This is a genomic window from Burkholderia sp. lig30, assembly GCF_000687455.2.
Classification (GTDB): Bacteria; Pseudomonadota; Gammaproteobacteria; order Burkholderiales; family Burkholderiaceae; genus Burkholderia.
Genome location: NZ_JGVW01000060.1, coordinates 21,446 through 38,092, shown reverse-complemented (window position 1 = coordinate 38,092; position 16,647 = coordinate 21,446). Strand labels below are relative to the sequence as shown.

15 protein-coding genes are annotated in these 16,647 nt (G+C 66.2%); 10 read left to right on the top strand and 5 right to left on the bottom strand.

Features of this window, described 5'->3' with window-relative positions; translation table 11 throughout:
• Positions 1-255 precede the first annotated feature (255 nt).
• On the top strand, positions 256-1,308 hold the full coding sequence (locus LIG30_RS07585; RefSeq protein WP_235510242.1) for a medium chain dehydrogenase/reductase family protein: 1,053 nt from the start codon (positions 256-258) through the stop codon (positions 1,306-1,308).
• A 248-nt stretch (positions 1,309-1,556) separates the two neighbouring features.
• On the opposite strand, the gene LIG30_RS07580 is transcribed toward LIG30_RS07585, so the two are convergent.
• Positions 1,557-1,781 (bottom strand): hypothetical protein, encoded by a 225-nt coding sequence (locus LIG30_RS07580; protein ID WP_038710966.1) that lies wholly within the window; start codon positions 1,779-1,781, stop codon positions 1,557-1,559.
• 301 nt (positions 1,782-2,082) lie between these two features.
• On the opposite strand from LIG30_RS07580, the gene LIG30_RS07575 reads away from it, so the two are divergent.
• A complete protein-coding gene (locus tag LIG30_RS07575; protein ID WP_038710965.1) occupies positions 2,083-3,093 on the top strand; it encodes a DUF2891 domain-containing protein in 1,011 nt (336 codons plus the stop codon).
• Positions 3,094-3,256: 163 nt separating this feature from the next.
• Here LIG30_RS07575 and LIG30_RS07570 read toward each other — a convergent pair whose 3' ends face one another.
• Positions 3,257-5,497: a TonB-dependent receptor gene (locus tag LIG30_RS07570; protein WP_038710963.1), complete on the bottom strand. Its 2,241-nt coding sequence runs from the start codon at positions 5,495-5,497 to the stop codon at positions 3,257-3,259.
• A gap of 770 nt (positions 5,498-6,267) precedes the next feature.
• Between LIG30_RS07570 and LIG30_RS07565 the strand changes: the two genes are divergently transcribed.
• The 5 genes from LIG30_RS07565 to LIG30_RS07545 are packed head-to-tail and all read left to right on the top strand — an operon-like array spanning position 6,268 to position 11,330.
• A complete protein-coding gene (locus LIG30_RS07565) occupies positions 6,268-8,673 on the top strand; it encodes an ATP-binding protein (RefSeq protein ID WP_051994908.1) in 2,406 nt (801 codons plus the stop codon).
• Complete coding sequence (locus LIG30_RS07560) at positions 8,670-9,425, top strand: methyl-accepting chemotaxis protein (protein WP_038710961.1); 756 nt, start codon at positions 8,670-8,672, stop codon at positions 9,423-9,425. The genes LIG30_RS07565 and LIG30_RS07560 overlap by 4 nt, the downstream gene beginning before the upstream one ends.
• The gene (locus LIG30_RS07555; protein ID WP_038710960.1) at positions 9,422-9,955 is read left to right on the top strand and encodes a hypothetical protein; all 534 of its coding nucleotides are present in this window, start codon (positions 9,422-9,424) and stop codon (positions 9,953-9,955) included. The genes LIG30_RS07560 and LIG30_RS07555 overlap by 4 nt, the downstream gene beginning before the upstream one ends.
• Before the next feature lie 29 nt (positions 9,956-9,984).
• Positions 9,985-10,944 carry a chemotaxis protein CheX gene (locus tag LIG30_RS07550; RefSeq protein WP_038711005.1) on the top strand — a complete coding sequence of 320 codons (960 nt, stop codon included), beginning with the start codon at positions 9,985-9,987 and terminating at the stop codon, positions 10,942-10,944.
• 20 nt (positions 10,945-10,964) lie between these two features.
• Entirely contained in the window at positions 10,965-11,330 is a 366-nt protein-coding gene (locus tag LIG30_RS07545) for a response regulator (RefSeq protein WP_038710959.1), read from the top strand.
• Between the two features lie 119 nt (positions 11,331-11,449).
• Here LIG30_RS07545 and LIG30_RS07540 read toward each other — a convergent pair whose 3' ends face one another.
• Positions 11,450-11,758 (bottom strand): type II toxin-antitoxin system RelE/ParE family toxin, encoded by a 309-nt coding sequence (locus tag LIG30_RS07540; RefSeq protein WP_038710958.1) that lies wholly within the window; start codon positions 11,756-11,758, stop codon positions 11,450-11,452.
• Positions 11,755-12,033 (bottom strand): YlcI/YnfO family protein, encoded by a 279-nt coding sequence (locus LIG30_RS07535; protein ID WP_038710957.1) that lies wholly within the window; start codon positions 12,031-12,033, stop codon positions 11,755-11,757. The genes LIG30_RS07540 and LIG30_RS07535 overlap by 4 nt, the downstream gene beginning before the upstream one ends.
• A gap of 27 nt (positions 12,034-12,060) precedes the next feature.
• Here LIG30_RS07535 and LIG30_RS07530 point away from each other — a divergent pair, with 27 nt between their 5' ends.
• Complete coding sequence (locus tag LIG30_RS07530; RefSeq protein ID WP_235510239.1) at positions 12,061-12,756, top strand: YbhB/YbcL family Raf kinase inhibitor-like protein; 696 nt, start codon at positions 12,061-12,063, stop codon at positions 12,754-12,756.
• A gap of 146 nt (positions 12,757-12,902) precedes the next feature.
• Entirely contained in the window at positions 12,903-13,697 is a 795-nt protein-coding gene (locus tag LIG30_RS07525) for an enoyl-CoA hydratase (protein ID WP_038710954.1), read from the top strand.
• A gap of 52 nt (positions 13,698-13,749) precedes the next feature.
• On the opposite strand, the gene alr is transcribed toward LIG30_RS07525, so the two are convergent.
• The gene (alr, locus tag LIG30_RS07520) at positions 13,750-14,877 is read right to left on the bottom strand and encodes an alanine racemase (RefSeq protein ID WP_038710952.1); all 1,128 of its coding nucleotides are present in this window, start codon (positions 14,875-14,877) and stop codon (positions 13,750-13,752) included.
• Between the two features lie 415 nt (positions 14,878-15,292).
• Between alr and LIG30_RS07515 the strand changes: the two genes are divergently transcribed.
• The gene (locus LIG30_RS07515; protein ID WP_038710951.1) at positions 15,293-16,627 is read left to right on the top strand and encodes an aspartate aminotransferase family protein; all 1,335 of its coding nucleotides are present in this window, start codon (positions 15,293-15,295) and stop codon (positions 16,625-16,627) included.
• Positions 16,628-16,647: the final 20 nt, after the last annotated feature.

Here is a 16,647-nt window from a genome sequence, read left to right as displayed (position 1 = left end):
TGAATAATTGTCGTTTGCCGTTCGAGGCTCAAGGCATTCGAATCACCGGTCGGCATCTGAGGAACCTATTGTGGGCGGGGCAAGACCGCCACGAAGTTGTTCTCTTGAAGAGATTGACGTGCATCAAGTTGGCGAGGAGGTAGGCGGGTAGTTTGAGAGTTTCTGCTGCCAAGTCGTCTTGACTTCCTCTTGGCGCTCGCGAGATCGATAACTCGGTAAGCCGGGAAGGTGCCTATGAGACACACACGTATCATCGTGACTCACTACGGTGGTCCCGACGCACTCAGGGTGGTTGAGGAGGAGTGCCCCGAGCCTAAGGATGGTGAGGTGCGGGTGAAAGTGCTGGTTGCAGGTGTCAGCTTGCCCGACCTGATGATGCGCGAGGGCGTTCATCCCGAAACGCCACGACTACCTTTCACGCCGGGTTGGGATCTGGTTGGCATGGTGGATCGGCTCGGCCGCGGCGTCTCTGGAGTGGAACCCGGCCAGATGATAGCCGCGCTGCCGATCAGTGGTGCGTACGCGCAGTACGTGTGCCTGCCGCAAGGTGAACTGGTTCCGGTATCACCTGGATTGGACGCTGCTGAGGCTGTCAGCCTCGTGCTGAACTATGTCACGGCGTACCAGATGCTGCATCGTTCCGCAAAGGTCAGACCGGGCCAGCGCGTCTTGATCCACGGCGCTGCAGGTGGGGTCGGCACGGCACTGTTGCAACTTGGGCGCCTCGCCGGACTGGAGATGTACGGTACTTGTTCATCGCATGGGGCGTCGGCCGTTTCAGAACTTGGCGGTATCCCAATTGATTACCGAAAGTTCGACTTCGTGAAAGAAATTCAGCGCCTCACAAGGGACGGCGTAGACGTCGTCTTTGAAGGGATCGGTGGTACCCATATTTGGCGTTCCCGCAAGGCTCTCCGCCCTGGAGGGACAGTAGTCGCATACGGGCTAACATCCTCTCTACGTGGGGGTAGATTGGCTTCAGGGCGTCCAGGTCCAGGCGGTCGCCATCGCTTTCGCGCGATCGCCATTTTCGGGTTGTACATTGCTGGCGGCTGGCTATTGCCGGGCAGGAAACGGGTGATTCCCTATAGCATCCAGTGGCTAAAACGGCTGAAACCGGCATTGTTTCGACAAGATTTGATTGCCCTGCTTGGTCTTCTGCAACAGAGGAAGATCAAGCCCCTAATCGCGCAGCTCATCCCCCTTGCAGAGGCGCGACGCGCGCAGGAGCTGCTCGGCGAGGGGGGCGTGACAGGCAAGATCGTGCTCGTGTGCAATGAATCCGGTTCTGCGTCAGGCGCGGTATAAGAATGGCATGCGGCGACCGCTGTACCTTGGAATCTGCCATTCGGCTCTTAAATATGCCAAGGACCGGTGTGGCTCTGTACGCGACATCCCCAGAAATCCACGAGGAACCTGTTGTCAGCGTGAACAGGCCCTGGCGCGCGCCGACGCGTCGCCGCGCCCGCGCAGGGCGTGCCGATACCCGGCAGCAATGCCGTCGCGGCGGCGGGGCGCCGCGTCGCGCGAGCGTTGCGCCCGCGCGTGATTGTGCGTCAGTGGCTTCGCACGTACCCGTGCAGCAGCGCGCGCATCATGCCTTCGACCGTCGCGTCCCGCAGGTCTTCTTCCTCCTCCACATCCTCGACAAGCGCGGCATAGGCCGTCGCCAGCGTCACGCGCCCGACTTCGTGGCGCTGTTCCTTCACGGTCACCATGCCGTCCTTCGTCAGATGAGCGGAGAGCGCGCGGGTGCCGATGGTCTCGTAAACGTCGATCATGGCGGATCTCCCGAATAGTCCGGATCCTGTTCCAGTGTAGTTGCCGGGCGCGGCGTTCGCCATGCGGAGCGCCCGCGCGGCCGGGCGGGGGCGCGCGTTTCCGGCGGCGCGTGGGCGGCGCCTGCCGGCGCACGGCATCGACGATCGGTGCGGGGCCGTTTCCGGCGTGCGCGCGGGGCGGTTTCGTCGGATAAAACGGGGATCGCCGCCTCGGCGTGCCGTTGGGCGCGTACCCGGGAAACGTGAAAGATCGGCTTTTTGATAATGTGATGTTTCGTGTTCCGCCACCGACGAGATGCCCATGACCGCTCGACTCACGCCCGCGATTGCGTCGAGATTCGCGACGCTCGCGCTCGCGCACCTGACGCGCGAGTATCCGAACAAGCTCGCCCATGCGCTCGCCGGCCCGCGGGACGTGCAGGGGCCGCGCGCGCTGCACCCGATCTTCTACGGCAGCTACGACTGGCATTCGTGCGTGCATGGCTACTGGCTCGTGCTGCATCTGCTCGAGCGCTTTCCCGATTTGCCCGAAGCCGCGCGCATCGTCGCCGTCGCCGACGCACACTTCACCGGCGCGAACGTCGCAGGCGAGTGCGCATATCTGGATCTGCCGCACAACCTCGGCTTCGAGCGGCCGTATGGCTGGGCGTGGCTGCTGGCGCTTGCCGCGCAGCTCGAACGCCTGCCGCTGCCGCAGGCCGCCCGCTGGGCCGAGGTGCTGGCGCCGCTTACCGGCGCGATCGTCGAGCGCTTCGAGGGATTCCTGCCGAAAGCGACCTATCCGGTGCGCGTCGGCACGCATTTCAATACCGCGTTCGCGCTGGCGCTCGCACTCGATTTCGCGCGCCAGACGGGGCGCGAGCGGCTCGCCGCGCTGATCGTCGAGACGGCGGCGCGCTGGCACCTGAACGACGCCGCGTGCCAGGCCTGGGAGCCGTCCGGCGACGAGTTCCTGTCGCCCGCGCTGATGGAGGCGGAACTGATGCGGCGCGTGCTGCCGCCGGACGCGTTCGACGGCTGGTTCGCGCGGTTCCTGCCCGATCTCGCGCGCGGCGAGCCGGCGACGCTGTTCGCGCTGGTCACGGTGAGCGACCGCAGCGACGGCAAGATCGCGCACCTCGACGGGTTGAACCTGAGCCGCGCATGGTGCCAGCGCGCGCTCGCGGGCGCGCTGCCGGAGAACGACATCCGGCGCGCATTGCTGCGCGATGCGGCCGACCGCCATCTCGACAGTGCGCTCGCGCACGTCGCGGGCGACTACATGGGCGAGCACTGGCTCGCGACGTTCGCGACGCTTGCGCTGGAGGCGTGAAGCCTGAAGCCTGAAGCCTGAAGCGTGAGGCGTGAGGCGTGAGGCGTGAGGCGTGAGGCGTGAGGCGTGAGCGTCGCGCGGCACGCACGCCGGGCATCGCCGGGAATCGCGCCGCCGGATACCGTCCGGGATGTGGCCGGACGGCCTCCGGAAGGCGCGGGCGTCACTGGTAGAAGTTGAGCGTGACCATCGCCGAGCGGCCCGGTGCCCAGGTCGCGTAGATCGGGTACGCGCTCGAGTAATACTCCTTGTTGAAGAGGTTCTGCACGTTCAATTGCAGGTCCATCGTCTTGTTCACGCGCCAGGTCGCGGCCGCGTCGAAGCGCGCATAGCCCGGCGTCCACTTCGACACGGTAGGCGACACCGATGCATAGATCTTGCTCATCACGGTGGCGCCCGCGCCGATCGTCAGCTTCGGCATGACGTCGTAGCTCGTCCACAGCGTGAAGTTGTGCTTCGGCACCATCACCATCGGCAGGCCAGACGCGCCGGGGCTGCCCGGGCCGGCGTCGGTCGTCACCGCGTTCAGGTACGAGTAGCCGCCGAACACGTGCCACTTGTTCGTCACGTTGCCCGCGAAGCCCAGTTCGACGCCGCGCACGCGCTGGGTGCCCGCGTTGATCGTGTGGCCGAGGCCGTCGCTCACGCGCGCGTTGGTCTTCTCGGTCTGGAACAGCGCCGATGTCAGCGACAGCTTCTCGTCGAGCACGTCCCACTTCGCGCCGATCTCGATGTTGCGCGTGCGTTCCGGCGACAGGTCCTGGTTCGTCGCGGTGATCTGGTCGGTGCCGCCGCCGAGGCCGCCGTTTGCGCCCGGCGGGTTCGACGACGTGCCGTACGAGGTATAGAAGCTCACGTTGCTGACCGGCTTGAACACGAGGCCGAACTGGTAGCTGAACAGGTTCGACGTGTTCGACAGGTCAGCCGCGCCGGACTGCTGTGCGGAGATGTCGTAGCGGTCGAAGCGCAGCCCGGCGTTGAACTGCCAGTGCTCGGACAGCTTCACCGTGTCGAACAGATACGCAGACGCGGTGGTGGTTCGCGTGTTCGTCGCCGGGCCGGGGAAGCTCTTGTCGCCGTTCAGCACGATGTTGCCGGTCCACGGGTTGTTCGGGTTCCAGCCGCCCGACAGCGTCGTGCAGTTGTAGGCGACCGTGCACGGCCCGCCCGTGCGGATGTTGTTGCCCGCCGCGTCGGACACGTAATAGCCCTCGTAACGGTTCTGCTCCAGGCTGAATTCCACGCCTGCCGTCATCGTGTGCTGCATGCCGAACAGGCTGGCGCGGCCGGTGATCTCGGTCTGGTTCGACACGCCGTTGGTCGCGTACTTGCCGCTCTTCGCCTGCAGGCTCAGCAGGTTCGGGTTCGAGGCCAGGATCTGCGGATTGGTCGCGACGTAGTCGAGCGTCGAGCGGCCGAACATCGTCGTGTTCTTCAGTTTCCAGTCGTCGTTGAAGCGATGCTCGACGCGCACCTCGCCGGTGTCGGTCTGGCCGTAGCGGTAGTCGCGCGTGTTCAGCCCGAAGAACTGGCCGCGGTCGGTCGGCACCGGCGTGCCGCCGGTCGACCGGAACGGCGCGCTGAAGTCCGGCATGTCGTAGCTGTTCAGATGGTAGTAGCTGATCGTGACCGTGGTCGGCGTGTTCATGCCGAACGCGATCGACGGCGCGACGCCCCAGCGCTTGCTGTAGACGTCGGTGCGGCCCGCCTGGTCCGCATTGTGGCCCATCACGTTCAGGCGCACGGCGGTCGCGTCGTTCAGCTTGTGGTTTGCGTCGAGGGTCGCGCGCCGGTAGCTGTCGGTGCCGAGCCCGATGCTGCCGTTGACGAAATTGTCGTTCTGCGGGGTCTTCGTGACGATGTCGATGCTGCCGCCGACCGAGCCGCGTCCCGCGTAGACGGAATCCGGGCCCTTGATCACGCTGATCTGCTCGACCGCGAACGTCTCGCGGTTCTGCAGGCCGGAGTCGCGCATGCCGTCGACGAAGATCGAGTTGCGCGATTCGAAGCCGCGGATCACCGGGCGGTCGGCCGACGGGTTGGCTGCGGCATCGCCGCCGAGGAACGTGATGCCGGGCACCGAGCGCAGCGCGTCGGCGAACGTGGTGACGGCCTTTTCCTTGATCAGCTGCTCGGGAATCACCGTGATCGAGCGGGGCGTGTCGATCAGCGGCGCCGTGAACTTGTATGACGGCGAGCGGCGCACCTGCATCTCGGACAGCGCCGACGACGTGACCGCGATCGTCGGCAGCGTGCCGGCCGTCGCGGCGGCCGGATTCGGTGCGGTGGTCTGCGCCGGCGTGTCGGGCGCCGTTTCGGCGGCGGCGATGAGCGGCGTCAGGAAAACGGAGCAATAGAGCGCCGACACGAGGGCGCGAGGCCGCGTCTTGATCTGGGCAGGCATAGAGAAAAAGGAAGTGACGGTGATCGGTTTGTGCGGCTGCGAGGTTGACTGCCGGCACAAATGGCAATCTCTCGCAACAATGTAAATGAGTATGATTCGCGTTAGCGGTTGCGATTGTAGGGGTATGTAGTGTTTGTGTAAACACACGACGTCGGTGGGGATTTAAAAATGCGTCAGGGACGCGAGAGGCGAGAGGCGAGAGGCGAGAGGCGGGATGCGGGATGCGGGATGCGGCGATGGCCCGTGCGGTTGTGGTGGTGGGGTGCGATCGGGCAGGGCGGCGTGACAGGGTGCGGAGGAGCGAATTGCCGGTTGTGCCGACGTGCGCGCTGTCCGGTGGGGCGGGCGCGTGCGATCCGGCGGCCAGCCGGTCGCCGGATGAAAGTTGGCGGCATTCACGCCGCCATTCGCAAAATCATTTCGAATTGAATGCGATGCAAGCGTTAATTATTTGCAAACGTTTTACGGCGTGGTACATATCGTCCGATGCATGCGCGAATGAAAAAAAGCGCGCATCACACCCGGCCGCGGCACGCGATTCACGCTGCGTCGCAAGGGTCAGCGAGAATGGTGGACGAAAGTTAACGGCAGAGTTTCCGAAAACTTTAGGGTTTTCGTGCCCGAATAAACTGTCTCTTTTTTTGGAAAAATCGATTCCGCCATAGTCATATAACGGTCATAACCCGTCGCCGATAATTCGCCGCGCGCCAACTCATATTCAATAGAACGCGCACGCGGTTGAATCCGGATCGTTACGGGGAGCAGTACACATGACCATTCGCCATCGCATCACGTTGCTTGTCGTCCTGACATTTCTCGCCTTGTCGGCGATCGGTGTCTACGCCGTCTACCAGACGCGCAAGAGCGCGTCCGAAGTTAAGCAGGTTACGCAGGGCATCGTGCCCAGCGCACTCGCATCCGCGGATCTCGTGTCCGACGTCAAGGACATCCAGATCGCGACAATGACGCTGATCTACGCGCCCGACAGCAACATGGCCGCCCAGGCGCAGGACGAGCTGAAGGCGAAGCAGGCGGCACTGCGCGCGGCGCTCGACGTGCAGGCCCGGTCGGCCGCGAGCCATGCGCAGGAAGGTCTCGTCGCGCAGGCGAAAGAGAGCGTCACGAACTATTTCTCGGCGATCGGCGACACCGCGAAGATGAAAGCCGACGGCAAGACCGAGATGGCCCAGGCCTACCTGTTCGCGAACGTCGCGCAGTATCGCGACGAACTGGAAGGGATCGTCGAAGCGCTGCGCGTCGAGAAGAACCGCCAGAAGGACGACGCGATCCAGGCGCTGAACGGCATGCTGTCGACGACGGCGACCGCGATCGCGGGCGTCGCCGGCACGGTGATCGTGCTGCTGACCGCGCTCGGCTTCGTGCTGTATCGCCAGATCACGCGCCCGCTGAGCCGGATGCAGACGATGATGAGCGAGATCGCGTCGAGCCAGGACTTCACGCGGCGCGTGCCGGTCGGCCGGATGGACGAGATCGGCCACTCGATCGTCGCGTTCAACGGCATGATCGAGAAGATCCAGGAAAACGCCGCGCAGCTGAAGCAGAAGACCGCGGACATCCAGGCGATGCTGCAGAACATGCAGCAGGGTATCCTGACCGTGGTGAACGGCGGCGTCGTGCACGCGGAATACTCGGCGTATCTGGAGAACATCTTCGAAACGAAGAACATCGCCGCCCGTCCGCTGATGGAGCTCGTGTTCGACGATTCGAGCCTCGGCTCGGATGCGCGCTCGCAGGTCGAGGCGGCGATGTTCGCGTGCCTTGGCGAGGACAGCATGAACTTCGAGTTCAACGCGCACCTGCTGGTCAACGAAGTCGCGAAGCGCATGCCGGACGGGCGCGAGAAGTGGCTCGACCTGAGCTGGTCGGCGATCACCGACGATACCGACACCGTGGTGCGCCTGATGCTGTGCGTGCGTGACGTCACCGAGCTGCGCGAGCTGACCGCGCAGGCGGGCGAGCAGCAGCGCCGCCTGGAGATGATCGGCGAGATCCTGTCGATCAGCCAGGACAAGTTCCACCACTTCGTGGACAGCGCGAAGGGCTTCATCAACGAGAACGAGCACATCATCCGCCAGAACGACTGCGCGGACAGCACGGCGGTCGCGGCGCTGTTCCGCAACATGCATACGATCAAGGGCAATGCCCGCACGTACAGCCTGCAGCACCTGACGAACATCGTGCACGAAGCGGAGCAGGCCTACGAGGCGCTGCGCCACGAGAACGCCGATGCCGCGCGCGAATGGGACCGCAACGCGCTGATGGACGATCTCGTGCGGGTGCGCGAGGCAGTGGACAGCTATGCGACGATCAACGAAGTCACGCTCGGCCGCGGCGGCGCAGTGGCGGGCAGCCCGGCCGAAGACTACCTGATGGTCGAGCGTGCGCAGATCAGCGAGAGCCTGCGCGTACTCGACGGGATCGACCCCGCGAACGCCGCGGACTGGCGTGCGGCGCGCGACTCGGTGCGCAACATGCTGAGCCTGCTCGGCACGGAAAGCCTCGACGAGGCGCTGGCCGGCGTGCTCGAATCGCTGCCGTCGCTGGCAACCGAGCTGGGCAAGGAAGTGCCCGAGGTGCGGATCGACGACAACGGCTACCGGGTGCGCAGCGAGATCGGCGGCACGTTGAAGAACGTGTTCGTGCACCTGCTGCGTAACTCGATCGATCACGGCATCGAGGCTGCCGACGAACGCAAGGCTAACGGCAAGGCGGTGGCCGGCACGATCGACATCGAAGCGGGCGTCGACGGCGGCATGCTGCAGATCACGCTCGCCGACGACGGCCGCGGGCTCGCGCTCGACCGGATTCGCGGCATTGCGCGCGAGCGCGGCTGGATCGATGCAGACACCGAGCGGACGATGAGCGACGAGGCCGTGGCCGAGCTGATCTTCCGTCCGGGCTTCTCGACGGCCAGCGCGGTCACGGAGGTGTCGGGCCGTGGCGTCGGCATGGACGCGGTGCGTAATTTCCTCAATCGCGAAGGCGGCGACATCGCGCTGCGCTTCACGGACGACCGGCGCGGCGCATCGTATCGCGCATTCCAGACGGTCGTGTCGCTGCCTGACGCATTCGCGGTGGACAGCGTGGGCTTCGACGCGACGCGCGGCGACGGCGACACGCGTATGGGCACGGCAGCAGCCGGCGTGACGGAGTGAGCGTGCAGACGGGATGGACGATCGCGGCCGTGCTGGCCGGCGGCCTGCTGGCATGGCTGGGGGCGGCGCTCGCGTACCACGCGCGCGGCAAGCGGCTGGCTGCGCAGGCGGCAAATGAAATGGCGGCGCTGCGCGAAGCGCTCGCGCACGCCGAGGCGCAGGCGAGCGGCGCGCAGGCGGCGCACGCCTCCGACGCGCAAGCATGGACGCAGAAGGAAAGCGAGCTCGCCGACGCGCTCGCCCGCCAGTCGGCCGAGGCGGACGCCCGGCGCGACGCGCTGCAGGCGGCGCAGTCGGAGCAGGCGGCGCTGCTCGCGATGGCCGAGCGGATCGAGCAGGAGGCAGGGCGGCTGCGCGGCCTGTCCGGCACGTTCGAGCGCTGGCACGAGCAGATGATCTCGCTGACGACGCAGAACCAGGACATGCGCTCGAAGAACCACGAGCTGTCTTCGATCGTCGCACACGTGTCGATCGTGTCGCTGAACGCGTCGATCGAGGCGGCGCGCGCCGGCGCGGCCGGGCGCGGATTCTCGATCGTGGCGAGCGAAGTGCGAACCCTCGCGGCGCGCTCGCAGCAACTGTCGAACAGCTACCGCGACAGCCTGAACCGGAACGACCTGGTGACGGCCGCGACGTTCCAGGACATTCAGGCGGGCGGCAAGATGATCACCGCGGCGCTCGGCACCGTCGAGATGCTGACCGGGCAACTGAGCGGCCAGCTGCGCGAGCGGCTGCAAGGAGTGCAGGCGTGATCAGCGCGCAGGCGAAGGACAGCGTCGAGCGCATCTTCTTCAACGCGGCCCGCACGCGGCTCGTGCTGGACGGCGGCACGTGCGCGATCGTGCCGGCCGCCGGCGATGCGCGGCCGGCCGCGCGTGACGCCCATGCCGTGGTGCTGACGATTTCGTCGCTGCATTTCCGGCTGCTGCTCGCATTGCGGTTCCGCGACGACGACGCGACGCGCGCCTACTTCGGCGCCACCGCGCAGCGGTCGATTCAGGATGCGTTCATGGAGGTCGCGAACCTCTGCTGCGGCGCGATGAACCAGGCGCTGATCGAGCATTTCCCCGACCTGGGCATGTCGACGCCGTACTTGCTGGGCAGCGCGAGCATCGACGCGATGCACGCGCTCGCGCCGCATCATCTCGCCGCATTCGACGTGACGGTCGGCGACGCCGTGCGCCTTGGCGCGACCCTGTGCATCTGCGCGAACGCGCCGGTCGACTTCTACGCGCAGGACACCGCAGCCGTGGAATCGGGCGGCGAACTCGAACTGTTTTGACCGAATCCGAACGCGAGGAAGAACCGGAAATGACCGAAGGCAAACCCGTCAGCAAGGTGCTGGTGCTCGACGACAGTCCGGTGCACGTCGAGGCGATCAAGCGCTTTTGCGACGACCACAACCTGATCGGCCTGAAAGTGCGCCGCAACCGGTTGTTGAATGTGCTGCGCTCGAACATCGATCTCGGCGCGATCCTGCTCGCCGAGGATTACGGCGGCTCGGTGGAGGAAAGCGCGATCGTCGCGACGCAGATCGACGCGCTGCGACCGGAGCTGCCGATCATCCTGCGGCGCGGCTCGGAGCCGTCGAGCGAAGGCCTGCCCGATGCGCTGGCCCGCGCCGCCTGTGCGACCTACGTTGCGGACGACATGACGCCGCTGCGTCGCATGATCGACGAATACATCTTCAGCCTCGACTACCCGAACGCGCTCGTGCGCGGCATCGCGGAAATCACCGAGGCGCGGCTCGACGCGCTTTTCCCCGGCATGACGGTGCGCTGCGAGACGCCCTGCATCGTCCGCGACCAGATCATCTTCGGCGAGGTGTTCAGCCTGATCGCGCTAGAAAGCGCATGGTGCCGCGGCTACATGCTGCTGCAGACGAGCGAGCAGCCGATGCTCGACCTGCTCGGCGAGATGGAGTCGGACGGCGCGCCGCCCGATTTCCGCGAGCTGAACGGCATGCTCGGCGAGTTGACGAACCTGGTCTGGGGTGCGTTCAAGAACCGCTATCTCGGCGATGCCGAGGCGCTCGCGCGTCATCCGGTGCAGGTGCCGCTGATCGTCAATCACAAGCAGAAGACGATCTCGTTCGGCGGCGAGTACCCGCAACTCTGCTTCAAGTACTGGGTGACCGATCCGGAGTCGGGCAAGTCGGTCTGCGTCGACCAGCGATTCGTGTTCAGCCTGAGCTGGTCGCCCGAGGATTTCACCGAGTCGGAGCAGGACGTGGGGCCGATGGTCGACTCGGGTGAACTGGAATTGTTTTAAAAAAGGAAGGACGAAAAGACATGGCAAAGATTCTGGTGGTGGACGATTCCAGCACGGTGCGCGACGAAGTCGCAGGCTTCCTGCGCAACCACGGGCTCGACGTCGCGACGGCGAACGACGGCAAGGACGGGCTTGCGAAGCTCAAGGCGACGCCGGGCGTGCGCCTCGTGATCAGCGACGTCAACATGCCGATCATGGACGGCCTCACGATGGTCGAGAAGATCCGCAGCGAGCTGGGCAACACGGCGGTCAACGTCGTGATGCTGACGACGGAAAGCAGTCCGGCGATGAAGGAGCGCGGCAAGGCGGCCGGCGTGAAGGGCTGGATCGTCAAGCCGTTCAAGGGCGACGCGGTGATCGAGGCGTTCAAGAAGCTCGCGGGCTGACCTGCCGGGTGCGGCGACGGGCCGGTACGCGGCGCAGCGCGCGCGATGCGCGCATGCGCCCGTGCCGCCGGTTCGCCATTCATCGTGTGATCACGATCGGGCGGGCGGGAGTCGTTGGCTCAGTGGTAATCGCTTTCTCGCTGATGGCGCACGGCAAGGATCGTCACCGTCCGATCGTCGTCGATCTCGAACAGCGCGACATATCCCGACGCGCCGAACGGAATGATCAGTTCCCGTAGAAACGGCATCGACGGATGCGCTTTGCGGCAAGTGAACGGCGACGATTCCAGCGTGGCGATCCCGGCGGCGACGGCCGCAAGCGCGCGGGCGGCGAGTTCGACGTCGGCGTCGTCGCGATCGACGATGAAGCCATAAAGACGCTCCAGATCATCCGACGCCGCACGCGTGAACCGAACCTCATACGTCATCGAGGTTTCCGTCTCGTATCGCGAAGGGCGTCGAGCCGCCGTTCCAGCCTTTCCAGCACGTCGGACGCAGGCACATAATCGCCGGTGTGTCGGGCCGCTTCGCGCGATGCGATGCCGCGGGCAATGAATTCGCTTCGGTTACGACGGCGCTCGATACCCTCGCGGATCGATTGCTCGACGAAACCCGACAGCGTTTCTCCTTCGCCGAGGACGCTTTCGGCGGCGTCGCGCAGTTCCGGCTCGACCCGGATGGATGGAAAGGTGGCGGATTTCATGATGTCTCTCGAAGCATCGCAATTGCGATGCATTATCCGCCGATGGTCATGCTGGCGCAAGTCGTCCGTTCGGCAGCGTCGGGCGTTTCGCCCACGGTTCCAAAATGGGCGAGTTCCAGCGTCGGCGTCGCGCGACCCATGCGGCGAGAAAGGAGCCGTACGATGAAAATCAACGCACATGCGATCCGGCATGCGCTTGGCGCGAGCCTGTGCGTCCTGTTGCTGCGCGGCGCGACCGCGTACGCCGCAGACGCGTTCGAACTGACTTCACCGGGGCTGCCCGACGGCGGCACGCTCTCCATGCGCCATGCCGGGAGCCAGAACAACTGTGGTGGCGGCAATGTGTCGCCGGCATTGCAATGGCGCAATGCGCCCGCTGGCACGCGCAGCTTTGTGATTACAATCTTCGATCCGGACGGCGCAAAAGGCTTCGGTGTCGTGCACTGGGTGATGTACGGCATTGCCGCGTCGACGACGTCGCTTGCGGCAGGCGGCGAGCCGCCTGCCGGCGCGCGCGTGGGTCTCAACGTCATCGGGCAGGCAGCTTATCGTGGGCCGTGTCCACCGGTTGGCGAGATCGCCCATCACTATGTCGTGCAGATCTACGCGCTGGACCTTGCGCCTGACGCGCTCGCGGCCGGGTTGACACGCGATGCGTTGCATGCGGCGATAAAGGATCATGTGCTGGCCAATACCAGCACCGTGATGCGTTTCGGGCGCTAGTTCGTGCCGGTCGGCTCCCGGTCGCGCGGTATCGCCGGGTTGCGACGCCGGATCGGATGTCAGATTGAACAAAACACCAACGACACATGCGTGTGGCGCGCCGGCAGGATGGCGCCGCTGCGCCGCCGCCATCCTGGAGGAGCCAAATGGAATCGAATCACGCGTCATCGGAACCCATCCTGCTGCGCGACGACCGCGAAGGCGTCGTCACGCTGCGCCTGAACCGCCCGCAGCAGTTCAACGCGCTGTCCGAAGCGATGCTGGCGGCGCTGCACGATGCTTTCGACACGCTCGCGGCCGACCCGCGCGTGCGCTGCGTCATTCTCGCCGGCGCGGGCAAGGCGTTCTGCGCGGGCCACGACCTGCGCGAGATGCGCGCCCACCCCGCTCTCGACTATTACCGCACGCTGTTCGCGCGCTGCAGCGACGTGATGCGCGCGATTCGCGCGTTGCCGGTGCCGGTCATCGCGCGCGTGCACGGCGTCGCGACGGCCGCCGGCTGTCAGCTGGTGGCCGCGTGCGATCTGGCGATCGCGGCGGACATCGCGCGCTTCGCCGTGTCCGGCATCAACGTCGGGCTGTTCTGCTCGACCCCGGCCGTGGCACTGAGCCGCAACGTGTCGGCCAAGCGCGCGTTCGACATGCTCGTGAGCGGTCGCTTCGTCGATGCGGCAACGGCCGTCGATTGGGGGCTCGTCAACGAGGCCGTGCCGGAAGACGCGCTCGACGCGGCGGTCGCGCGCAAGGTTGCCGAGATCGTCGCGAAGAGTCCGGCCGCGGTGCGCTACGGCAAGGCGATGTTCCACCGCCAGCGCGAGATGACGCTCGACGACGCATACGCGTACGCCGGCGACGTGATGGCGCGCAACATGATGGAGGCCGACGCCGCCGAGGGCATCGACGCATTCCTGGAAAAGCGTCCGCCGCGCTGGCGGACGTGATGCGCGCCGCGCGCCCGGCAGACGCCGTCGCGCAGCGGCGCGCGGTACGCGCTCAGCGGCCGCCGGTGCCGGTGCGCAGCAACGTGGCGGGCTGCACCGACGATGCGCCGGGCGGCACGACCACCACCGGCACGCGGCGCGCGAGCGCGCACATCAGCTCGTAGCCGATCGTGCCGGCCGCTTCGGCGACGTCGTCGACCCGCACCTGATCGCCCCACAGCTCGACGCGCGAGCCGATGCCCGCGTTCGGGCAGGGCGTGAGGTCGACGGTCAGCATGTCCATCGACACGCGGCCGACGACGCGCGTCAGCACGCCGTCCACGGCGATCGGCGTGCCGGTCGACGCGTGGCGCGGGTAGCCGTCCGCGTAGCCGCACGCGACGACGCCGATCCGCATCGGGCGATCGGCGGTGAACGAGCGCCCGTAGCCGACGGTTTCCTGCGGCGCGAGCGTCTGCACGCCGATGATCTTGCTCGTCAGCGTCATCGCGGCCTGCAGCGGCACGTCCGCGATATGGCGGGACGCACCGGTCGGCGACGCGCCGTACAGGATCGTGCCGGGCCGCACCCAGTCGCGGTGCGCGCGCGGATGCCACAGCACCGCGGCCGAATTCGACAGCGTGCGCTCGCCCGGAATCCCGTCGGTGGCGGCGTCGAACTGGTCGAGCTGCCAGTCGATCTCGCCGTCGTCGGCGTTCGCGAAGTGCATCATCAGCGTGATCTTGCCGATCGAAGGCGCGCTCGCCGCGCGTTCCCATGCGGCGCGGAACGCGTCGGGCCGGTAGCCCAGGCGGTTCATGCCGGAGTTCATCTTGAGCTGGATGTCGATCGGCTGTTGCGGCTTCGCGGCGATCAGCAGATCGAGCTGCTCGTCGCAATGCACGGCGACCGTCAGGCGATGGCGCTCGACCAGCGCGACGTCGGCCGGCTCGAAAATCCCTTCGAGCAGCAGCACGGGCTTGTCCCAGCTCAGCTCGCGCACGCGCACCGCTTCATCGAGGTCGAGCAGCGCGATGCCGTCCGCCGGTGCGAGGCCCGGATAGATCCGCTCGATGCCGTGGCCGTATGCATCGGCTTTCACGACCGCCCAGACACGGGAGCGGGCGGCATTCTTGCGGGCGATTTCGAGGTTGTGGCGGACGGCGTCGGGGCGGATGTGAGCGACGATGGGGCGCGGCATGTGGGTTCGTATCGTGAGTCGTTCGAGGCGCGGCGGCGAAACGCACGCCGCCCGGAAGGGCGGGCAGCCCCGGGGCCGGATCGCGGCCCCCGCTGCCCGGGATGGCGCCCTAAAGCGCGCATCCAGTTGTGTCCGCTATGGTATTGATGATTTGCCAGTTTTAATTAACGTATTTGTCGAGAATTTGGTGGAAATTATCGTATTCCGCGATGTGTGGATGGTGCGCCGGAATCCCGGCCCGTCCAGCGTTCCTCATCCGGCCGCGCATGCGTCGTTCGCCCGATGCGTGGTTTTTTCACGATGCGCCGGCCTGTTGTGAACGTTTTTGTTGTTGATGTTTGTGCGTTGACAACATATGTTGCATTGCTGTTTAATCGGACAGCGCAACGCACGCATCCTGATCCATGAGGCACGCATGACAACCGTATTCCATCGCGCACCGCGCGCGAGACTGCCCGTCGCCGTCGCGGGCGACGGCATCGAAATCGTCGATTCGACCGGCAAGCGCTACATCGATGCGTGCGGCGGCGCGGCCGTGTCGTGCCTCGGGCACGGCAACCGGCGCGTGACCGACGCGATCGAGCGTCAGGCACGGCAATTGCCGTACGCGCACACGTCGTTCTTCACGACCGACGCCGCCGAGGCGCTCGCCGACCGGCTCGTCGCGGCGGCGCCGGCGGGGCTCGAACACGTCTACTTCGTGTCCGGCGGCTCGGAGGCGATCGAGGCGGCGCTCAAGCTCGCGCGCCAGTATTTCGTCGAGAAGGGCGAGCCGCAGCGGCGCCATTTCATCGCGCGCCGGCAGAGCTATCACGGCAACACCCTCGGCGCGCTCGCGATCGGCGGCAACGCATGGCGGCGCGAGCCGTTCCTGCCGATCCTGATCGAAGCGCATCACGTGAGCCCGTGCTATGCATACCGCGAGCAGCGGGCGGACGAGACGGAGGAGGCGTTCGCGCAGCGCCTCGCCGACGAGCTCGAACAGAAGATTCTCGAGCTCGGCGCGGACAGCGTCGCGGCGTTCGTCGCGGAAACGGTCGTCGGCGCGACCGCCGGCGCGGTGCCGCCGGTGCGCACGTACCTGCGCAAGATCCGCGCCGTCTGCAACAAGTATGGCGTGCTGATGATTCTCGACGAGGTCATGTCGGGGATGGGGCGCACCGGCTACCTGTACGCCTGCGAGGAGGACGGCGTCGCGCCGGATCTGCTGACGATCGCGAAGGGGCTCGGCGCAGGGTATCAGCCGATCGGCGCGACTCTCGTCAGCCACGCGATCTACGACACGATCGTCGCGGGCTCCGGCTTCTTCCAGCACGGCCATACCTATGTCGGCCACGCGACCGCGTGCGCGGCGGCGCTCGAGGTGCAGCGCGTGATCGAGGAGGAGCGGTTGCTCGACAACGTGAAGGCACGCGGCGAGCAATTGCGCGGGCTGCTGCGCGAGCGTTACGCGGATCATCCGTTCGTCGGCGACGTGCGCGGGCGCGGGCTGTTCGTCGGCGTCGAGCTGGTGCGCGACCGTGCGACCCGGGCGGCGTTCGATCCGGCGCTGAAACTGCACGCGGCGATCAAGCGCGAGGCGATGCAGCGCGGTTTGATGGTGTATCCGATGGGCGGTACGATCGACGGGCGGCAGGGCGACCACGTGTTGCTCGCGCCGCCGTTCATCTGCACCGCGCAGCAGATCGACACGATCGTCGCGCGGCTGGCCGACGCGATCGACGCGGCACTCGCGCCGCTCGCCGTATGACGAACCCGACGGGACGCTCC